The 18,603-nt window shown below is 64.8% G+C and carries 16 protein-coding genes; 7 read left to right on the top strand and 9 right to left on the bottom strand.

Annotated features, from left to right (window positions below; all coding sequences use genetic code 11):
- Positions 1-128: 128 nt before the first annotated feature.
- Positions 129-1,370, bottom strand: a complete 1,242-nt coding sequence (locus tag ACFWO3_RS09875; protein WP_378576631.1) for a KasA/KasB family beta-ketoacyl-ACP synthase — start codon at positions 1,368-1,370, stop codon at positions 129-131.
- 41 nt (positions 1,371-1,411) lie between these two features.
- Between ACFWO3_RS09875 and ACFWO3_RS09870 the strand changes: the two genes are divergently transcribed.
- Positions 1,412-1,984: a TetR family transcriptional regulator gene (locus ACFWO3_RS09870; protein ID WP_378576629.1), complete on the top strand. Its 573-nt coding sequence runs from the start codon at positions 1,412-1,414 to the stop codon at positions 1,982-1,984.
- Between the two features lie 28 nt (positions 1,985-2,012).
- On the opposite strand, the gene ACFWO3_RS09865 is transcribed toward ACFWO3_RS09870, so the two are convergent.
- The 5 genes from ACFWO3_RS09865 to ACFWO3_RS09845 form a co-directional block, all read right to left on the bottom strand.
- Positions 2,013-2,489, bottom strand: a complete 477-nt coding sequence (locus tag ACFWO3_RS09865) for a molybdopterin-dependent oxidoreductase (protein ID WP_378576682.1) — start codon at positions 2,487-2,489, stop codon at positions 2,013-2,015.
- 282 nt (positions 2,490-2,771) lie between these two features.
- A complete protein-coding gene (locus ACFWO3_RS09860) occupies positions 2,772-3,449 on the bottom strand; it encodes a hypothetical protein (protein ID WP_378576627.1) in 678 nt (225 codons plus the stop codon).
- A 151-nt stretch (positions 3,450-3,600) separates the two neighbouring features.
- Positions 3,601-5,709: a 3-hydroxyacyl-CoA dehydrogenase NAD-binding domain-containing protein gene (locus ACFWO3_RS09855; protein ID WP_378576625.1), complete on the bottom strand. Its 2,109-nt coding sequence runs from the start codon at positions 5,707-5,709 to the stop codon at positions 3,601-3,603.
- Positions 5,710-5,711: 2 nt separating this feature from the next.
- Positions 5,712-6,932, bottom strand: a complete 1,221-nt coding sequence (locus ACFWO3_RS09850) for a thiolase family protein (RefSeq protein ID WP_378576680.1) — start codon at positions 6,930-6,932, stop codon at positions 5,712-5,714.
- 146 nt (positions 6,933-7,078) lie between these two features.
- Positions 7,079-8,317 (bottom strand): HRDC domain-containing protein, encoded by a 1,239-nt coding sequence (locus ACFWO3_RS09845; protein WP_378576623.1) that lies wholly within the window; start codon positions 8,315-8,317, stop codon positions 7,079-7,081.
- A gap of 137 nt (positions 8,318-8,454) precedes the next feature.
- Between ACFWO3_RS09845 and ACFWO3_RS09840 the strand changes: the two genes are divergently transcribed.
- Positions 8,455-9,306 carry an alpha/beta fold hydrolase gene (locus ACFWO3_RS09840; RefSeq protein ID WP_378576620.1) on the top strand — a complete coding sequence of 284 codons (852 nt, stop codon included), beginning with the start codon at positions 8,455-8,457 and terminating at the stop codon, positions 9,304-9,306.
- Here the strand turns inward: ACFWO3_RS09840 and ACFWO3_RS09835 are convergent.
- The gene (locus ACFWO3_RS09835; RefSeq protein WP_378576618.1) at positions 9,254-10,654 is read right to left on the bottom strand and encodes a wax ester/triacylglycerol synthase family O-acyltransferase; all 1,401 of its coding nucleotides are present in this window, start codon (positions 10,652-10,654) and stop codon (positions 9,254-9,256) included. The two genes, ACFWO3_RS09840 and ACFWO3_RS09835, sit on opposite strands and share 53 nt — an antisense overlap.
- A gap of 83 nt (positions 10,655-10,737) precedes the next feature.
- Between ACFWO3_RS09835 and ACFWO3_RS09830 the strand changes: the two genes are divergently transcribed.
- Entirely contained in the window at positions 10,738-12,024 is a 1,287-nt protein-coding gene (locus ACFWO3_RS09830) for an alpha/beta hydrolase fold domain-containing protein (RefSeq protein ID WP_378576616.1), read from the top strand.
- Here ACFWO3_RS09830 and ACFWO3_RS09825 read toward each other — a convergent pair.
- On the bottom strand, positions 11,980-12,570 hold the full coding sequence (locus ACFWO3_RS09825; protein WP_378576614.1) for a DUF3000 domain-containing protein: 591 nt from the start codon (positions 12,568-12,570) through the stop codon (positions 11,980-11,982). The genes ACFWO3_RS09830 and ACFWO3_RS09825 overlap by 45 nt on opposite strands.
- A gap of 180 nt (positions 12,571-12,750) precedes the next feature.
- On the opposite strand from ACFWO3_RS09825, the gene hemE reads away from it, so the two are divergent.
- From hemE to ACFWO3_RS09805, 4 genes are read left to right on the top strand one after another with little or no spacing between them, the layout of a single operon-like run.
- Positions 12,751-13,818 (top strand): uroporphyrinogen decarboxylase, encoded by a 1,068-nt coding sequence (gene hemE / locus ACFWO3_RS09820; RefSeq protein ID WP_378576612.1) that lies wholly within the window; start codon positions 12,751-12,753, stop codon positions 13,816-13,818.
- On the top strand, positions 13,815-15,167 hold the full coding sequence (locus ACFWO3_RS09815) for a protoporphyrinogen oxidase (RefSeq protein WP_378576611.1): 1,353 nt from the start codon (positions 13,815-13,817) through the stop codon (positions 15,165-15,167). Before hemE ends, ACFWO3_RS09815 begins: the two co-directional genes overlap by 4 nt.
- A 4-nt stretch (positions 15,168-15,171) precedes the next feature.
- Positions 15,172-15,867, top strand: coding sequence for a hydrogen peroxide-dependent heme synthase (gene hemQ, locus ACFWO3_RS09810; protein WP_378576608.1), 696 nt, complete (start codon positions 15,172-15,174; stop codon positions 15,865-15,867).
- A 25-nt stretch (positions 15,868-15,892) separates the two neighbouring features.
- Entirely contained in the window at positions 15,893-18,187 is a 2,295-nt protein-coding gene (locus ACFWO3_RS09805) for a molybdopterin-dependent oxidoreductase (RefSeq protein WP_378576606.1), read from the top strand.
- Here the strand turns inward: ACFWO3_RS09805 and msrB are convergent.
- Positions 18,184-18,603 carry a peptide-methionine (R)-S-oxide reductase MsrB gene (msrB, locus tag ACFWO3_RS09800; RefSeq protein WP_378576604.1) on the bottom strand — a complete coding sequence of 140 codons (420 nt, stop codon included), beginning with the start codon at positions 18,601-18,603 and terminating at the stop codon, positions 18,184-18,186. The two genes, ACFWO3_RS09805 and msrB, sit on opposite strands and share 4 nt — an antisense overlap.

Raw genomic sequence — 18,603 nt, 5'->3', positions numbered from 1 at the left:
GCTGCCTCAAACGCGCCGTCGCCCGCGAGATCTACCAACTCCTGACCCACCGAACGACACCCCAACCCGCCCTTGACGAAACATAGGAGCATCACCGGTTCGCCTTCGGCGAACCGGTGTGACATTGGTCAGGGTCTACCGAGCGCAAGCGTCACGTTGTGGCCACCGAATCCGATCGAGTTGCTGAGTGCGTAGTCGTTCCGCTCCTTCCTTGCGTTTCCGGCGACGATGTCGAGTTCGGTGCCCGGGTCGGGGTTGTGGAAGTTCAATGTGGGCGGCACGACAGCATGTTTCACGGTGAGGGCTGTGAGAATGGCTTCGACGGCCCCAACCGCGCCGATCGAGTGACCGAGCGCTGATTTCGGTGCGTACACAGAAGCCCACGGTGTCACCGCAGTGATCGCGGAAGCCTCGGACGCATCACCGATCGACGTCGATGTTGCGTGTGCGTTGACGTGAGTGAAGTCTGCGGCAGTGAGGCCGGATGTGCGAATAGCCTTCTGCATTGCGCGGGCCGCACCCTCGCCGGTCGGAGTCGGTGCAACGATGTGGTGTGCGTCGGAAGTGATTCCTGCGCCCAGGATTCGAGCGTGGATCGGGGCCCTCCGCGATCGTGCGTGTGCCTCGCTCTCGAGTACGAGCAGCGCTCCGGCCTCGCCGAACACGAACCCGTTTCGATCTCGATCGAATGGCCGGGACGCCTGTTCCGGCTCGGCGTTGTTCGTGCTCATCGCTCGCATTGCCGAGAAGCTCGCGATGGGTACAGCATCGATCGGGCCTTCCAGACCTCCGGCGACAACGACGTCTGCCTCACCGCTCACGATCAGTCGCCAGCCGTGGGCAATTGCTTCGGACCCGGAAGAACATGCGGAGACGGTGGTGTGTACGCCGCCTCGTGCTCCGGTCTCGATCCCGATCAGGGCCGCCGATCCGTTGGGCATGATCATCGGTACCGACATGGGTGACACCTTCCGATGCCCGTGCGCCCGCATCGCGTCGACCGCGGCCACCAAGGCGTCGCCGCCGCCGAGTCCGGTGCCGATCGACACTGCCAACCGTTCGCGGTCCATGTCGTCGAGTCCAGCATCACGCCACAACCGGCGAACGAGAATCAATGCGATCTGTTCGACGAACGATGTTCGTCGGGTTTCGACACGATTGAGGTGGTCTGCGGGGAGCAGTTCGAGTTTGCCCCCGATTCGGACTGGCAGGTCGTGGGTATTCGCGAACTCGTCCGAGAGCTCTCCGATACCACTGACTCCGTCACACAGAAGCCGCCAAGTGTCGTCGGCGTCGTCGGCGAGTGACGTCGATGCCACGTACCCGGTGATGACGACTTCGGCAGTTTGTGTAGCGGTCGCTTCATTCATGAGTTCTATGGATACCTGTAGCGACCGGTACAGTCAACTCCATGCCTCGTCCACTCGATCACGCGAAGCGCGAAGAACTACTCGTCGGCGTCGTGAAGTACATCGATGAATTCGGCCTGGCCGACGTCTCACTGCGGCCCCTCGCAGCTGCGTTGGGCACGAGTTCTCGGATGCTCGTTCACTATTTCGGGACGAAAGAGGAACTCCTCGTCCAGGCGCTCTACACGCAGCATCCTCGATTCGGCGCGGTGTTCGACGGAGTGCGGGGGAAGGGCGAGTTCGACGACGCGTTGCGGGGACTGTGGGTGTCCATGTCGCAGGGACCGGACGTACTGAGTACTCGAATCCTTCTGCAGGCCATGGGTGTTGCTGCCGGCCGACCCGGTCCGTTCGCCGCCTTCGTGGAAGACGCAATCGATTCGTTGTTGCAGTCGTTGGCCCGCGCATTACAGCGCTGCGGTATGGACGACGCCGACGCACGGATCGAAGCAACGGTTGCTTCTGCTGCGTTCCGGGGTTTGCTGCTCGACCGGATGGTCACTGGCGACAGTCTTCGCACGGATCGGGCCGCCGAGGTGATGATCGGAAGAATGGTGTCCGCGGTTCCCCGTTAGACGGTGGTCGTGTCAACCCGAGTTCCGTTCAGATGGACTGTCGATAGCCGAAGAACTCGTGGTCCTCGATGTATCCACCGTGGCCACCACCTATTTCGGCGAACGCGTCAACGAATTCGATGCCGCCGATCCATTTCACCTGTTTGAAGCCGAGTTGGTTCTCGTTGCGGAGTGGAGGTGGAACGCCATGCCCATAGGTGAGCGGTGCATCGTTCATGTCGTAGGCGAGCATGACGAGATGGTGGTGCATCTGTTCGATCGGGTGCGCGTCGTAGTAGATCCCGCCGTCCGATCCCTCGGCGAGCGAATAGAAGACGACCCACTTCGCGTCAGGCTTCGGCACTACGAGTTCGAGAAGGGTCGCCATCGAGATGTCTTTCCACTTCGCAACTCCCGACGAGCCCTGAACACAGACGTGCTGGGTGATCTGCTCGTGTGACGGAAGTCGGTGAATCTCGGCCAGGGACACGGAGACCGGATTGTCCACGGGGCCGCCAACGTTCAGGCGGTAGTCGCGAAAGGCGTTGTCGTACAGCGCTTGATATTCGGGCGTGCTCGAACAGGCGCTGCGCGGTGCCGATCAAGGCGAAGCCCACTCGTTGTACGACGCGCGGATGTCGAAGAGTGAACGGTGTAGCTGCCACCCAGCACACGAACACGAGACACAGGGCGATCGAGAAGACGTCGAACCCTATCCAGCTGTCGTCCTCTCGTGCGGCGAACATGTGATTCAGGTTTCGCAATGCACCCGTGGTGACAACGAGGCTCGAGTGAATCACGATGAAGATCAGGAACCAGAGCAGCACCGGAAAGTGCACCGACCGGGCCGTCTGGATGATTCGCCGCCATTGCCCCGTGGCGAACAGCAGGATGTAGAAATCACGCCGGTGAGAAGCCACAACGTGTCCACACCCAGATGCCACCACCTGGCAAGTCCGATCGAATGCCGGATTCCAGGAAGTCCCAACTGGCGGGGTAGCCCGACCGAGTCTTCCTTGGCGGTCCACATCGGGTCTTCGGGAACGGGGTTCGACACCCGAAACCACTCCCTGCCCGGCGTGCTGTTCCGCGTCCAGTAGAGCCGCGGATTATCGGCGATTCCGGCTCTGATCATGAACATCATCAGGAAGAGGTTGAAGAAGTGCTGCCACGCGAGCCATGCGGGTAGTCCGACAGGTGCTGGGGTGTCGACGTCGCCGGTGTGTCGTTGCATGAACTCCTTGGCGAAAGGGGAGTTGTTCAGCCCTTTCGCGACCGTAACCGAAACGATGAACAGAACGAAACCGATCGGAAGAAGCCACAGCAGGTTGAAGCACTTTTCGCGCCCAATGCGCACGTGTGGGGCGTGGGCACGCGACTCGGAAATCCCACCGGCCCACGTGGATCGATCGATCGCATCCTCGCCGGACTCGAGCCGATCGTGAAAGCTCTCGATGTCGTCGGCCGAATGCTTGCCATTGCACATGCACCGTCATCCCCAACCGGCCGCGCCTCGTGTGTTGGGGGGCGGGACACCCGGCGAGTCGACCCCCAACTACCCGCCCCTCCAACGACGAATGTCACACCCGTTCGGACGAACCGAACCGGTGTGACATTCGTCAGGGGGGAGAGGGGTGCTACTTCACGCTGGCTACGCCGGGGGCGAGGAAGCGCTTGCCGTTGACGGCCTCGGAGGTGCCGGTGCGGTCCAGGTACGGGGTGATCCCGCCGTTCCAGAAACCGAACCCACCACCGAGGATGAGGCAGAGGTCGATGTCCTCGGCCGCTGCAACCACGCCCTCGTCGAGCATGATCTGGATTTCCTCGGCGAACGCGCGACGCGTGCGCTCGAGAACTTCCTCGGCGGTCGACGGCTTGTCGCCCTGCTTCCACAGCGAAGCGACCTCGGGGTCGACTTCCTGCTTGCCGCTGTCCCAGCTCCAGACCGCGGACTTCTTGGCCTCGACGAGGGCCTCGAGACCGGGGGAGTTGTGGAATCGCTCGGGGTAGGCCTCGGCAAGGGTTTCGCCGGTGTGCAGCGCAACCGCCGGGCCCACGAGACCGAGGAGGGTGAACGGTGTCATCGGCATACCGAGCTCGGCGATCGCATTGTCCGCGACCTCGAACGGGGTGCCCTCGTCCACAGCGTTCATGACCTCACCGAGGGTGCGGATCAGGAGACGGTTGAAGACGAACCCGGGCAGGTCGGCCGAGCCGACGGCCGACTTCTTGAGTGCCTTGGCAGTGGCGAAGGCCGTTGCCAGGGTTGCGTCGTCGGTCTTCTCGCCCTTGATGACCTCGAGGAGCGGAAGAACGGCGACGGGGTTGAAGAAGTGGAAGCCGACGACCCGCTCGGGGTGCTTCAGGTCGGCAGCCATCTTGGTGATCGACAGCGAAGAGGTGTTGGTCGCCAGGATGGTCTCCGGGGCGATGAACTCCTCGAGCTCGGCGAAGATCTTCTTCTTCAGGTCCAGGTTCTCGAAGACGGCCTCGATGACGAAATCGGTCTTCGCGAATGCGGACTTGTCCAGCGAGCCGGACACGAGACCCTTGAGACGGTTCGCTGCGTCGGAGGACAGGCGGCCCTTGCCCTGCAGCTTGTCGATCTCGGAATGGACGTAGCCGACGCCCTTGTCGATGCGCTCCTGGTCGATGTCGGTGAGGATCACCGGCACCTTCAGCTGCCGGACGAACAGCATGGCGAGCTGGCTGGCCATCAGGCCGGCACCGACGATGCCGACGCCCGTGATCTTGCGGGCGAGGGACTTGTCCGGCGCACCTGCGGGGCGCTTCGCGCGCTTGTTCACCAGGTCGAAGGCGTAGAGCCCGGCGCGGAGCTCGTCGGTCAGCAGCAGGTCGGCGAGAGCCTCGTCCTCGGCCGCGAAGCCTTTGTCGAGCGAAGCGGCGTCGGTGATGTCGGTGGACTTGGCCAGTTCGAGGAGTTCGACTGCCTTGACCGGTCCGGGAGCGAAGTTCTTCGTCTTGCCCTCGACAGCTGCCCTGGCGCGGGCGATCGCGTCGTCCCACGCCTGGCCCTTGTCGATCTCGGGACGCTCGGGGGTGATCTCACCGGCGAGAACCTTCGCGGCCCACGCCAGCGACTGCTCGAGGAAGTCGGCCGAACCGAACACGGCGTCGACGACACCCAGTTCGAGGGCCTTCTTCGGGTTGAGCGTCTTGTTCTGGTTCAGTGCGTTCTCGATCACCACGGTGACCGCGTTGGACGCGCCGATCAGGTTGGGCAGCAACTGCGTTCCACCCCAGCCCGGAACGAGCCCGAGGAATGCCTCGGGCAGGCCGAGCGCGCCGGCGCTGGACGACACGGTCCGGTAGTGGCTGTGCAGAGCGACCTCGAGGCCACCACCGAGCGCGACGCCGTTGACGAACGCGAACGTCGGAATCGTCGACTCGCGCAGGCGGCGGAACACCTTGTGGCCAAGCTGGCCGAGCTCGAGGCCCTGCTCGCGGCTCGTGATGCTCGGAACGCCCTTGAGGTCGGCGCCGGCAGCGAAGATGAACGGCTTACCGGTGATCGCGATTGCGGCGGGCTTCGCGTCGAAAGCCTCGTCGAGGGCTGCGTTCAGCGACTCGAGGCCTCCGGGGCCGAAGGACGACGGCTTGGTGTGATCGAACCCGTTGTCGAGGGTGACCAGAGCGACCTGGCCGTCGATGCCGGGGACGGAGACGAGCTTGGCGTGCGCGTTGGTCACCACTTCGTCGGTGAATGCGTTGGCGATGTCGGACATGATTACTTGGCTCCCGAGTTGTAGTCGGCGTGGTTCGGGTTCTCCCAGATGACGCTGCCGCCCATGCCGAGACCGATGCACATGCTGGTCAGGCCGTAGCGGACGTCGGGACGCTGCGCGAACTGGCGAGAGAGCTGTGTCATCAGGCGGACGCCGGAGGACGCGAGGGGGTGGCCACACGCGATGGCGCCGCCCCACTGGTTGACGCGCGGATCGTCGTCGGCGATGCCGTAGTACTCGAGGAACGCGAGTACCTGGACGGCGAAGGCTTCGTTGAGCTCGAAGAGTCCGATGTCCTCGATCTTCAGACCGGTGCGTGCGAGGAGCTTCTCGGTGGCCGGAACGGGTCCGTAGCCCATGATGGCGGGGTCGACGCCCTGGTAGGCGAACCCGACCATTCGCATGCCCACGGGAAGGTCGAGCTCCTCCGCGGTGTCTTCGCCTGCGAGGAGGGCAGCAGTTGCGCCGTCGTTGAGACCGGCTGCGTTACCGGCGGTGATGCGTCCGGCGGGGCGGAACGGCGTCTTCAGGCCTGCGAGGTCCTCGACGGTCGTGCCGGGACGAGGCGGCTCGTCCTCGGTGGCGAGTCCCCAGCCCGCAGCCGAACGGGTGGCGACCGGCACGAGGGTCTCGGCGATGTGGCCGGCCCTCTTCGCAGCGTCGTACTTGTTCTGGCTGTTGACGGCGTAGGCGTCGGTGCGATCCTTGGTGATGCTCGGGAACCGGTCGTGCAGGTTCTCGGCGGTGTTGCCCATGACCAGGGCGCTCTGGTCGACGAGGCGGTCGGCGAGGAAGCGCGGGTTGGGATCGGCGCCTTCACCCATCGGGTGGTGGCCCATGTGCTCGACACCGCCGGCGATCACGACGTCGTACTGGCCGAAGCCGATACCGGATCCGGTGGTGGTGACTGCGGTCATCGCACCGGCACACATGCGGTCGATGGCGAAGCCGGGGACCGTCTCGGGAAGACCGGCGAGAATTCCGGCGGTGCGTCCGATCGTCAAACCCTGGTCGCCGGTCTGGGTGGTGGCGGCGATGGCGACCTCGTCGATGCGAGCGGGGTCGAGCTGCGGGTTACGGCGCAGCAGTTCACGGATGGCCTTGACGACGAGGTCGTCCGCACGAGTCTCCGCGTACATGCCCTTCGGGCCGGCCTTGCCGAACGGGGTGCGGATGCCGTCGACGAAGACGACGTTGCGTTGGGTGGATGAAGCCACGCGAATTCCTCCTGATGGAGCTGTTTGGTTCCGGATCACGGCCAGGCGTCCGGCCTCGTTGGTCAGACTACCCCTAGCGTTACCGGTGGGTAACTTAACGGTCGTGATAGCCGCTCGAGCACCGACTCGCCGCCTCCATCAGGAGACGAGGCTCACTCTGCGCGGAGGGCATCCGTCAGTACGGGTACGGACAATTCGAGTTGCCACGGACGGGCGCCGCCCGCCGCCAAGGTCTTTTCGACGACGGTGTCGACCCGATTCGGTTCCACAGGCGACCAGTCCCAGCAGAGGCGACGAACCAGTTCGGGGGTGACGAGATTTTCCACCGGCACCGCCACCCTTTCGCTCAGCTCGGCGAGCGAACTGCGTGCGGCCGTCAGCCTTTCGGCGGCCTCCGGGTCGACGCGGGCCCATTTGTTCGCCGGCGGTGGTCCGGTGGTGACCGGACGTTTGGTGGGCAGTTCGTCCTCGGGTAGTGCTCGCGCGACCTCGATGGCGTGCAGCCAATGGCGCGAATGGCGGCGCTGGCGCGGTCCGCCGAACACCGGAAGTGCCCGCAGTTGCTCGATCGAGACCGGAATCTCCCGTGATGCGTTGATGATCGCCGAGTCGGGGAGTACTCGGTTGGGTGAGACGTCGCGTTTGCGGGCGAGGTCCTCGCGTGCCTGCCACAGGGATCGCGCCACGGCCAGTTGCCGGGCGGTCTTCAGTGTCGTCACGTGCGCGAGGCGGCGCCACCGGTCCGGCTTCGGCTTCGGCGGACCGGCGAGCCGGATGTACTCGAACTCCTGCGCCGCCCATTCGGTTTTGCCCTGCCGATCGAGCTCCGCTGCCATCTCCTCGCGCAACTCCACGAGTACCTCGACATCCAGAGCTGCGTAGTTGAGCCAAGAATCCGGCAGTGGGCGCTTGGACCAGTCGGCGGCGCCGTGCCCTTTTCGGAGCTCGTAACCGAGGGTGCGTTCGACGATGGCGGCGAGGCCGACCCGATCGAATCCGGCCAACCGGCCGGCCAGCTCGGTGTCGTACAACCGGTCCGGGGTGAGATCGAGTTCGGCCAACCCCGGCAGGTCCTGGTCTGCTGAATGCAGAATCCACTCGAGCGGGTTGATCGCCGCGGCGAGTGCGGCGAGGTCGGAGCTGGTGGGTATGGGGTCGAGGAGCACGGTCCCCGCACCGCGTCGCCGCAGCTGGATCAGGTACGCGCGGGCCGAGTAGCGAAAACCGGAAGCTCGCTCGGCGTCGACCGCGAGCGGGCCGTTCCCCGAGGCCAGCGCAGCAGCTGCCTTGGCCACGCCTTCCGCTGTGTTGACGACGTCGGGCACTCCGTCGCGCGGGGCGAGGAGGGGTGCTGCGGGACGATCGTCTTCGCCGTCGGTGACTTCGGACATGGTCATCGACTCTACGTCCGTTCGTGAACGTTCGATGAATCGAAACCTTGGTCTGGGTGGAACCGGTTGCAGAATCGTTGAAACATGTTCTAATTGATCGTTGTTCTACGTTGGCTCCGGCTCCACCGAGGAAGAAGATGAGAATCGCATCCGTTGCGCCTGTAGGTGAACTCCCCAAAGGCCGGACGGTCGAGATTCCCGGGCGCGGGAGCACGTACGTCGTGGACAGCGGTCCGTCGGACGGCCCCACTCTGATCCTGCTCCACGCCTTGGCCTGTACGGGAATGCTCACCTGGTACCCATCCTTCGGCGAGCTGGCCAAGAAGGGGCGTGTGATCGTTCTCGACCAGCGATGGCACGGTCGGGGTATTCGATCCCCGCGCTTCGAATTGGACGACTGTGCGGACGATGTCGTCGCACTCGCCGACGTTCTCGGTGTGGAACGCATCGTTCCGGTCGGGTACTCGATGGGCTCTATCGTCGCGCAGCTGTTGTGGCATCGTCACCGCGACCGTGTGGAGGGCTTGGTCCTCGCCGCCGCCACCGCGCACTTTCAACGGGCATCACGCGAGAAGATGGCGATGGCGACGATCAATGCGGGGATGGGGACTCTGCGACCCAAGGCGGGCCCGATTCAGGAGACGAACGGAGCTGCGAGCGATCGGCTGTGGGCTCTGCGTGAGTTCACCTCGACCAGTTACGGCGCGATGGGTCGGGCGATCGCCGAGATCGGCAAGTTCGATTCCACGCACTGGGTGGGCGACATCGATGTGCCCACCGCGGTCGTCGTGCCGACCCGTGACCGCATCATTCCGGCGCGCCGTCAACGCTGGCTCGCTCGCCAGATCGACGGAGCCGCCACATACGAAATCGAGGGTGGACACTCGTCGTGTGTGATGCAGGCGCCGCGGTTCACCGAGGGATTGTCTGCCGCGACTACTTCCGTTCTTGCTCGTGTGCGGCAGTCAGCAACTCGTCGAGAGCGGTAGGGAAGGCGTCTGCGAGATCCCACAATTCGGGTGCCAGTTCGCTGCAGCTGACCAAACCGACGTGCAGCTTTCCGTCGAGAGACATCACCGTGATGTTCAGGCCCGCTCCGTGGAAGACCGGCCCGAGCGGGAACATTCCGGTGATCATCGCTCCCAGAAAATACAGCGGAACCGGCGGACCGGGCACGTTCGAGATCACGAGATTGTGTACCACTGGATGACGCTCCGCGAGCCGAAGGCGCGCGTACAGGCGCATGGCGGCACCGAACACCGCGGGTGCGGCGAACTGTGACCAGTCCTGTAACAGGTTGGCGCCGAGAGCCTCGTTGTGGTTCTTGACGATCGGGTTGCGGTCGCCGATGGTGCGTAGTCGTTGCACGGGGTCGGAGATCTGGGTGGCGAGTTCGGTGAACATCCCGGAAACCTGGTTGGTTCCGGGACGATCGGACTTGTCGTGGACCGATACCGGCACCATCGCGACGAGCGACTTGTCGGGAAGTTCGTTGCGGCCGTCCAGATAGTCGCGCAGGGCGCCGGCGCACAGCGTCAGGACCACATCGTTGACCTTGACGTCGAAGGCGTTCTTCACGTCCTTGACCTTGTCGAGGTCGAGTGTGGCATAGGCGATCTTTCGGTGCCCCGTGATGGTCCCGTTGAACGATGTTCGTGGTGCCGTGAACGGTGCGGGCATGGCCTCGCCACGCCGGGCTCGACCGATCCACTGAGGCAGCACGGCAAGGCTGTCCGGTACGAGTCGAGCAAGCTTGGCCGGTCGTGCGGCCACCGCGAGCAGACCTCCCACTGCGATATCCAGGCTGCTGGCCTTGCCGGCGCCCTCCGGGATGGTCGCCGGATCGCGGCGCGGTGCGTCGGACGTGAGGCCGCACAGTTCGGACATCATGTTCGCGCCGGTCACGCCGTCGACCCCTGCGTGGTGCATCTTCGACATCACGGCGACGTGTCCGTTGTCCAGCCCCTCGATGACCCACATTTCCCACAGTGGGCGAGTGCGGTCCAAGGGCTGACTGGCGATGCGTCCGCACAGATCTGCGAGTGCTTCTCGTCCGCCTGGGCCGGGTACCGCCACGAGGTGGCAGTGGCGATCGATGTCGAAATCCGTGTCTTCCACCCACACCGGATGATCGAGATTGAGGCGCGAATCCTGCAGCTTGCGCCGGAATGTCGGCATCGCTTTGGTTCGCGCGGCGAGTTCCGCCTTCAGCTTGTCGAACGAGTATCCACCGGGGATCGTAGACCCGTCGAGTTCGATGAGGCCACACACGTGCATGAGTTGCGTGGAAGTTTCCAGATAGAGAAACGAGGCGTCGAGGCCACTGAGTCGTTGCATGGATCAATACTAGAACATGTTCTAGTATTTGGTGCAACGGATCCGTCGAACGGTGTTTTCCGATCAGGATTGGAGTTTCGCGTATGACCCGAACTTTCGTGCTCAGGCAGGCTTCGAGCGCCATTCTCGCGGCCAACGCGATACGCCCGGTGCCCGGCATGCCACTGTCCGTCCCCGTGTTCATGTCGGGGTGGCTCACGGCAGAGCTTGCACCCCAGTTGCTGGCTCTGACCGCAACGGACAGTGCGATCCACGTCGCACGGCACGGGATTCGTTCGCGGAGCGACAAGGTGGGCTTGCTGTTGTCCACGGCGGCGGTCGCGGCACTGAGCAGCGTGATCGCGACGGGACGAGGAGCGGCTCACGAGTGCGAGTCGGCGCTGCGAGAGGAACTGGGCGAGGACTACGCGGAACGCGACGGCAAGATCGCCCGTGCGGGACTGTCGGCGTGGCGTCGGATCTACGACCCGTTCTGGATGCGACGCAAAGGTGTCACGCGGGTGCGGAACCTTCGATACGCGCCCGGTGGCCGACGATTCCGGCTGAACATCTACCACCGCGACGACGTTCCGTCCGACGCGCCCGTGCTGTTCCAGATTCACGGTGGCGGATGGGTGATCGGCAGCAAGGACCAGCAGGGCATCCCGTTGATGCTCGAGATGGCGTCTCGCGGTTGGGTGTGCGTCTCGATCAACTACCCGTTGTCGCCGCGGGCCGTCTGGCCTGCCCACCTGATCGCGGCCAAGCAGGCCCTCGCGTGGGTCCGGGCAAATATCGGCAGGTACGGCGGCGACCCCGACTTCATCGCAGTGACCGGTGGTTCGGCCGGCGGTCACCTGACGGCGATGATGGGGCTCACTCCCGATGCCCCCGAACTGCAGCCCGGGTTCGAGAACACCTCGACAGCGGTGCACGCTTGCGTTCCCCATTACGGCGTCTACGACATGGCGGGCGACACCGGAATCAAGCCGGTCCTGCAGCGGGTGAAGTCCGGCCTGATGCCCATGGTCCTGGGCAAGAACGCGAAGTTTCCCGACGATTACCGCGCCGCTTCCCCCTTGGCGCATCTGCGCGCGGACGCACCACCGTTCTTCGTGCTGCACGGACGGTCGGACTCCTTCATTCCGGTAGCGGAAGCGCGAGTATTCGTGGAGAAGCTGCGGGAGGCGTCGGACAACCCGGTGGCGTACGCGGAACTACGTGGAGCACAACATGCTTTCGACGTGTTTCCCTCGATCCGCAGTGCCGCGGTGGTGCAAGCAGTCGGGCGGTTCCTCGAGTGGGCGTACCGCACCAGGGACCAACGAGAACCCGAGAATCGGGAGTCAGTCGCCGAGGCTGTGCAACTGCGTGACACCGACGGGGGGTAGGCCTGCCGCGTAGGCGAGTACCTCGCAGAACGCTTCGACGTGGCCTGCGAGTTCGGACGACGTGGCCGTCCACGAGGCCCGCAACTCCAATTGGTGGGCATGTGGCGGACCGGCGATGTCGCCGTATCGCACGGAACTCGTCGCGGTGACGGTCCCACCGAGCGCCGTGATCGGTTCCGGTCGGGCCTCGAGTGCGTCCACCAACCAACTCCATGCCACTTCGGGCAGCAGTGGGTCGCCGGCAACGGATGCGTCGAGATCAGCCTGAATGTAGGCGACCAGGCGCATCGTGCCGTTCCACGCGTCGTCCCCGTCCGGGTCGTGGAGCAGGATCAGGCGTCCGAATGCATCGCCCTCCGACTGTTCCGGCACACCGGCCGACTCGTCGTGGGTCACTTCCGCGCCGATCGCGTAGCTGTACGGCGCCAGCCGTTGCGGTGGGCGAATGGGGCCGAGGTCGATGTCACCACGTACCCGCGCCGCGCCCATGGAATCGACGGCGGCGCGGAACTCTGCAGGGGCTGCAGTGGATCCGGAAGACGTCACGATTTCGGACGGTAGACCCCAATTCGGACAGGGTGACGGAGGCGCGCCGAAGTCACCCGATCGACCGCCGTGGGTGCGTGGCCCGAGCCCCGTCCGGAACATGGCAGCATGAGAGGCGGTCGAAACTAGCCGGTAGGAGCGCGGGAACCGATGAGCGGTATGGAGAGTACGAACGCAGGGATGACCGAACGGACGGAGTACACGGCCAGGCGGGTGTTGACGGACGCGCCCTTGTTGGCGGCGGCCACCGGACGTACACCGGCGCATCGCCCCGTGTGGTTCATGCGTCAGGCAGGTCGGTCGCTGCCCGAGTATCGCGAGATCCGGTCAGGCATCGGCATGCTCGAGTCGTGCTTCGACCCGGCGCTCGTGTGTGAGATCACGATGCAGCCGGTCCGTCGGCACGGTGTCGATGCGGCGATCCTCTTCTCGGACATCGTGGTTCCCCTCAAGGCCGCAGGTATCGACCTCGACATCGTTCCCGGTACAGGTCCCGTCGTGGCGAATCCGGTCCGCAGCATCGCGGATGTGTCCGCTTTGCCGAGGCTCGAAGCGGACGAGGTCGGAGCGGTGGCTCAGGCAGTTGGGCTGCTCACCGCCGAGCTCGGAGACACTCCGCTCATCGGTTTCGCGGGCGCGCCGTTCACGCTGGCTTCGTACCTCGTCGAAGGCGGGCCGAGCCGCAACCACGAGCGCACCAAGGCACTGATGCATTCGGATGCGAAGACGTGGCATGCCCTGCTCGGGGTGCTCGCCGACACCACGATCACCTTCCTGAAGACGCAGCTTCGTGCCGGTGTCGATGCGGTGCAGCTGTTCGATTCGTGGGCGGGTGCGCTGACCGCCGCCGAGTATCGCGAGTTCGTTCTGCCCCATTCGGAGCGAGTGCTCGCCGAGGTCGAAAGTGCGGGAGTACCGCGCATTCACTTCGGTGTGGGCACGGGTGAGTTGCTGGGTGCGATGGGCGATGCGGGCGCCGACGTCGTGGGCGTCGACTGGCGGGTTCCGCTCGACGAAGCGGTTCGCCGAGTGGGTCCCGGCAAGGCGTTGCAGGGCAATCTCGATCCGGCGGTTCTGTTCGCCGGCCGGGAAGCTGTCGAGAAGCAGACCCGCAGAATCATCGCGGAAGGCGACCGAGCCGTTGCGGCCGGCGCGAGCGGTCACATCTTCAACCTGGGGCACGGGGTTTTGCCGGACACCGATCCCGGCGCGCTGACTGCGCTCGTGGAGCTGGTGCATTCTCTGTGACGGCACGGGTCGCCGTCGTCGGAGGCGGAATCTCCGGCCTCGTGTCGGCGTACCGCCTTCGGCAGAGTCTGGGGCCTGATGCGGACATCGTTCTGGTCGACGACTCCGGCAGAGCCGGTGGCAAACTGCGAACCACACGACTTGCCGGTGGCCCGTTCGACGTGGGCGCCGAGGCGTTCATCGTGCGGCGCTCGGAGGTCCCGGATCTCGCAGCCGAGCTCGGCCTCGGTAGCCGGATCGTTCATCCTGGTGGGAGCCGCCCACTGATCTGGTCGAACGGACGGACTCATGCCCTCCCCGCGGGAACGCTCATGGGTATCCCGAAGAATTCCGAAGCCTTGGCGGGTCTCGTCGACGAGCGGACCCTTGCGCGGATCACCGCTGAGCGAGACCGGCCCTTCGAATGGCGGCCGGGTTCCGACGTGACGGTTGCCGACCTGGTGGGTGATCGTTTCGGCGAACAGGTGGTGCGCCGATCCGTCGACCCGCTGCTCGGCGGCGTCTACTCGGGTACGGCGGACACCATCGGTGTCCGCGCGGCGCTGCCCACGCTTGCCGCAGCCCTCGATCGTGGTGCTCCGAACTTGTCCGCCGCTGTCGCCGAGGCCATTCCGTCTGCGGGAGAGGGGCCGGTGTTCGGGGCATTCCGAGACGGCTACGCGGAACTGACCGATGCGCTCACTGCCAAGGCGCGACCGACGTTCGTGGAGGCACAGGCGCGCGGACTGCGCCGTGACGGCAATGCGTGGTCGCTCGATCCGATCGGGCGGGTGGACGGACTGGTCCTCGCAGTATCTGCGCCGCGGCTCGCCGAACTGCTGACGGAGGCTGCGCCAGGTGCAGCCGAAATTGCCGGCGGTATCTCGACTGCGTCGTCGGCGGTTGTCGCGTTGGCGTTCTCCGCGCAGGAAGCTCTTCCGGAGAGTTCGGGGATCCTGGTTGCCACGGGGGAGGAGCTCACCGCAAAGGCGTTCACCCTGTCGAGTCGGAAGTGGCCCCATCTCGCGGAGCGTGACGTGCAGACGGTCCGCGTGTCGTTCGGGCGGTTCGGAGACTCGTGCGTCGTGAATCTTCCCGACTCCGAACTTGTCGAGGCTGCTCGGCGCGACCTGGCTACGGTGACCGGCGTCGACGCCGAACCCGTGGACGAGGCCGTCGTGCGGTGGCGGGACGGTTTGCCGCAGTACGGGAGGGGCCACACGGAGCGAATCGAGAAGCTCGAAGAACACGTGGGTCGCCTGGACAGTCTCGAAGTTGCCGGGGCAGTCCTGCACGGGGTGGGAGTGCCCGCGTGTATCCGCACTGCAACGACGGCGGTGACACGGCTGCTTTCCCGAGTGGCAGGATAGGGTCATGGCACGCCTCGACTACGCAGCTCTCAACTCCGAAATCCGCTACCTGATGTTCTCTGCCTTCCAGGTGGAGCCCGGCGTTCTCGGCGATGACCGAGACGCAGCGATCAAGGAAGCGAAGGAATTCTTCGACGGTCTCGAGGACAAGGGCGTCGTCGTACGCGGCCTGTACGACGTGGCAGGTCTGCGCGCCGATGCGGACTTCATGTTCTGGAACCACTCCGAGAGCATCGAGGCCCTGCAAGCCGCCTACGCCGACTTCCGGCGCACGACAGCTCTCGGCCGTGCCAGCGCGCCTGTGTGGAGCAACGTCGCCGTGCATCGCCCGGCAGAGTTCAACAAGAGTCACATCCCCGCGTTCATCGCGGGTGAGGAACCCGGCAACTACATCTGCGTCTACCCGTTCGTGCGCTCGTACGAGTGGTACCTGCTGCCCGACGACGAACGCCGGAAGATGCTCGCGGACCACGGCAAGGAAGCACGCGACTACCCCGACGTGCGCGCGAACACGGTCCCCGCATTCGCTCTCGGCGACTACGAATGGATTCTGGCGTTCGAGGCTCCCGAACTGCACCGCATCGTCGACCTGATGCGTGACCTGCGGGCCACCGAAGCGCGTCTGCACGTCCGCGAGGAGGTTCCCTTCTTCACGGGGCCACGCGTCGACGTGGAGAAGCTCGTCGCTTCGCTTCCCTGATCGGCAAGTACGCCCGGTGAGTGCGATGCAGCGTTATCAGCACATGGCGCACTGGGGTATGTACGAGGCCGAGGTGCGAGACGGCGAGGTCGTGGCCGTCCACTCACACGAGGGAGATTCCGACCCGTCACCGATCCTGGAGAACATTCCGGGGTCGGTGCGGTCCAAGTCGCGCATCACCGGGCCGATGGTCCGGCGGGGATGGCTGGAAAACGGACCCGGGCCGAGCAATTCCCGCGGTTCGGATTCTTTCGTGTCCGTCGGCTGGGACGAGCTCACCGCGTTGCTGGGCGACGAGTTGCAGCGAGTGGTGACCGACTTCGGGAACAGGTCCATATTCGGGGGATCCTACGGATGGGCGAGTGCAGGGCGGTTCCATCACGCGCAGAGCCAGGTTCACCGATTTCTCAACACGATCGGGGGCTACACCCGATCGCGGAACAGCTACTCGCTCGGCGCGACAGCGGTCGTCATGCCCCGGGTGGTCGGTACCCACTCGACCCTGTTCGAGCAGTCGACCTCATGGCCGGTCATTGCACGCGAGACGGAACTCCTGGTCTGTTTCGGTGGGGTACCGGTCAAGAACACCGCGGTGAATTCCGGCGGCAACAGCATCCATCCCACGAGGGACGGTCTCGACGCCGTCCGTCGACGTGGTGGATCGGTGGTGTCCATCAGCCCACTACGTGACGACGTTCACGGCGACTGCGAACGCATCGAGCCGATCCCCGGCACCGATGTGGCGATCATGCTGGGTTTGGCGCACGTCCTCGTGTCGGAAGACCTGCACGACAAAGGGTTTCTGGCCTCGCACTGCGTGGGATACCCGAAGTTCGAAAAGTACCTACTGGGGGACGTCGACGGCGTGCCGAAGTCGGCCCGGTGGGCCGCGGGTATCTCGGGGCTATCCGAGTCGACGATCGATTCGCTCGCACGCCGTATGGCAGGTGCGCGCACGCTCGTCACCGTGACCTGGTCGTTGCAACGCGTGCGGCATGGCGAGCAGGCGCCCTGGATGGGGGTCACGCTCGCGGCCATGCTCGGCCAGATCGGCCTTCCAGGAGGCGGTTTCGGGCACGGCTACGGGTCGATGAACGAGCCCGGGCTCCCGCCGGTTCCGTATTCGTTGCCGACCTTTCCTCAGGGAGCCAACCCGGTGGCCGACTTCGTTCCGGTCGCGGCGATCTCGGAGTTGCTGACGAAGCCGGGGGAGACCTTCGACTACGACGGCCGGGAGTACACGTACCCGGACATCCGACTCGTCTACTGGGCGGGCGGAAATCCGTTCCATCACCATCAGGACATCCCGAGATTGCGGCGTGCGCTCGCACGGCCCGACACGATAGTGGTGCACGACCCGTATTGGACTCCTATGGCGCGCCACGCCGACATCGTGGTCCCGTCCACCGTTTCACTCGAACGAAACGACCTGAGCTGCACCAGAAACGACCCGTTGCTCGTCGCGATGCACGCGGCAGTTCCCCCTTTCGAGGGTGCACGCGACGATTACGACACCTTCGCTGCGATCGCGGCTCACATGGGCAAGGGCGACCAGTTCACCGAGGGGCGGACCTCACAGGAGTGGATCGAACATCTCTACCGACAGTGGCGGGATGCGGTCCGGGCAGACGACGCGGACGTTCCGGAGTTCGAGGACTTCTGGGCGCTCGGCAAGTGGCCGATGCGCACGGTCGACGACCTCGTTCTGTTCGGCGATTTCCGTGCTGATCCTGTTGCTCACCCACTGGGTACGCCGAGTGGGCGGATCGAGATCTTCTCCGAGGACATCGCGAGTTTCGGTTACGACGACTGTGGTGGCCATCCGCGGTGGTACGAGCCCGTCGAATGGTTGGGGGGAACGCGTGCACGGCAGTTCCCACTCCATCTGATCGCGAATCAACCGCGGACACGTCTACACGGGCAGCTCGATCACGGCCGAACCAGTGCCTCGTCGAAGGTCCACGGCCGTGAACCGATCAGGATGAACCCCGTCGACGCCGATGCGAGATCGTTGGTATCCGGCGATGTCGTGCGCGTCTTCAACGATCGCGGGGCATGTCTCGCAGGTGTTGTGGTCGACGCCGACGTTCGGGCGGGAGTCGTCCAGTTGTCCACGGGAGCCTGGTACGACCCTCTCGATCCGAGCGACCCGGATTCACTGTGCGTGCACGGTAACCCGAACGTCCTGACGGCGGACATCGGTACGTCCAAGCTCTCGCACGGCTGCACCGGTCAGCACGTGCTCGTCGAGATCGAACGATTCGATGACGAACTCCCACCGATCAAGGCGTTCGACCCACCGCACATCGTGACGCGCTAGGCCTCGTCGAGAACCAGACTGATCGAGTTGATGCAATAGCGCTGATCCGTGGGAGTGGGGTAACCCTCACCCTCGAACACATGACCGAGGTGGCTGCGGCACTTCTTGCAGAGCACCTCGACGCGGCGCATCCCCAGTGACGAGTCCTCGCGAAGTATCACGGCGTCCGAATCCGCTGGGTCGAAGAACGAGGGCCAACCGCAGTGCGAGTGGAACTTCTCGGTGCTTCGGAACAGCTCGGCGTCACAGGCGCGGCACCGGTAGCTGCCCGCGGTTTCGGTATCCGTGTACTCGCCGGTGAACGGGCGTTCCGTGCCCGCCTCGCGGAGAACCGCGTATTCCTCGGGGCTCAGCCGCTTGCGCCATTCGTCCTCTGTTCGGACGACTTCGGGTGCGGTGTCTTCGCGCGAACTCAT

Origin of the sequence: Rhodococcus sp. NPDC058521, from assembly GCF_042719695.1 — a bacterium.
Lineage (GTDB): Bacteria > Actinomycetota > Actinomycetes > Mycobacteriales > Mycobacteriaceae > Rhodococcus_F.
Note: the sequence above shows the minus strand (reverse complement) of the source record. Positions and strands in the feature narration are given on the sequence as shown.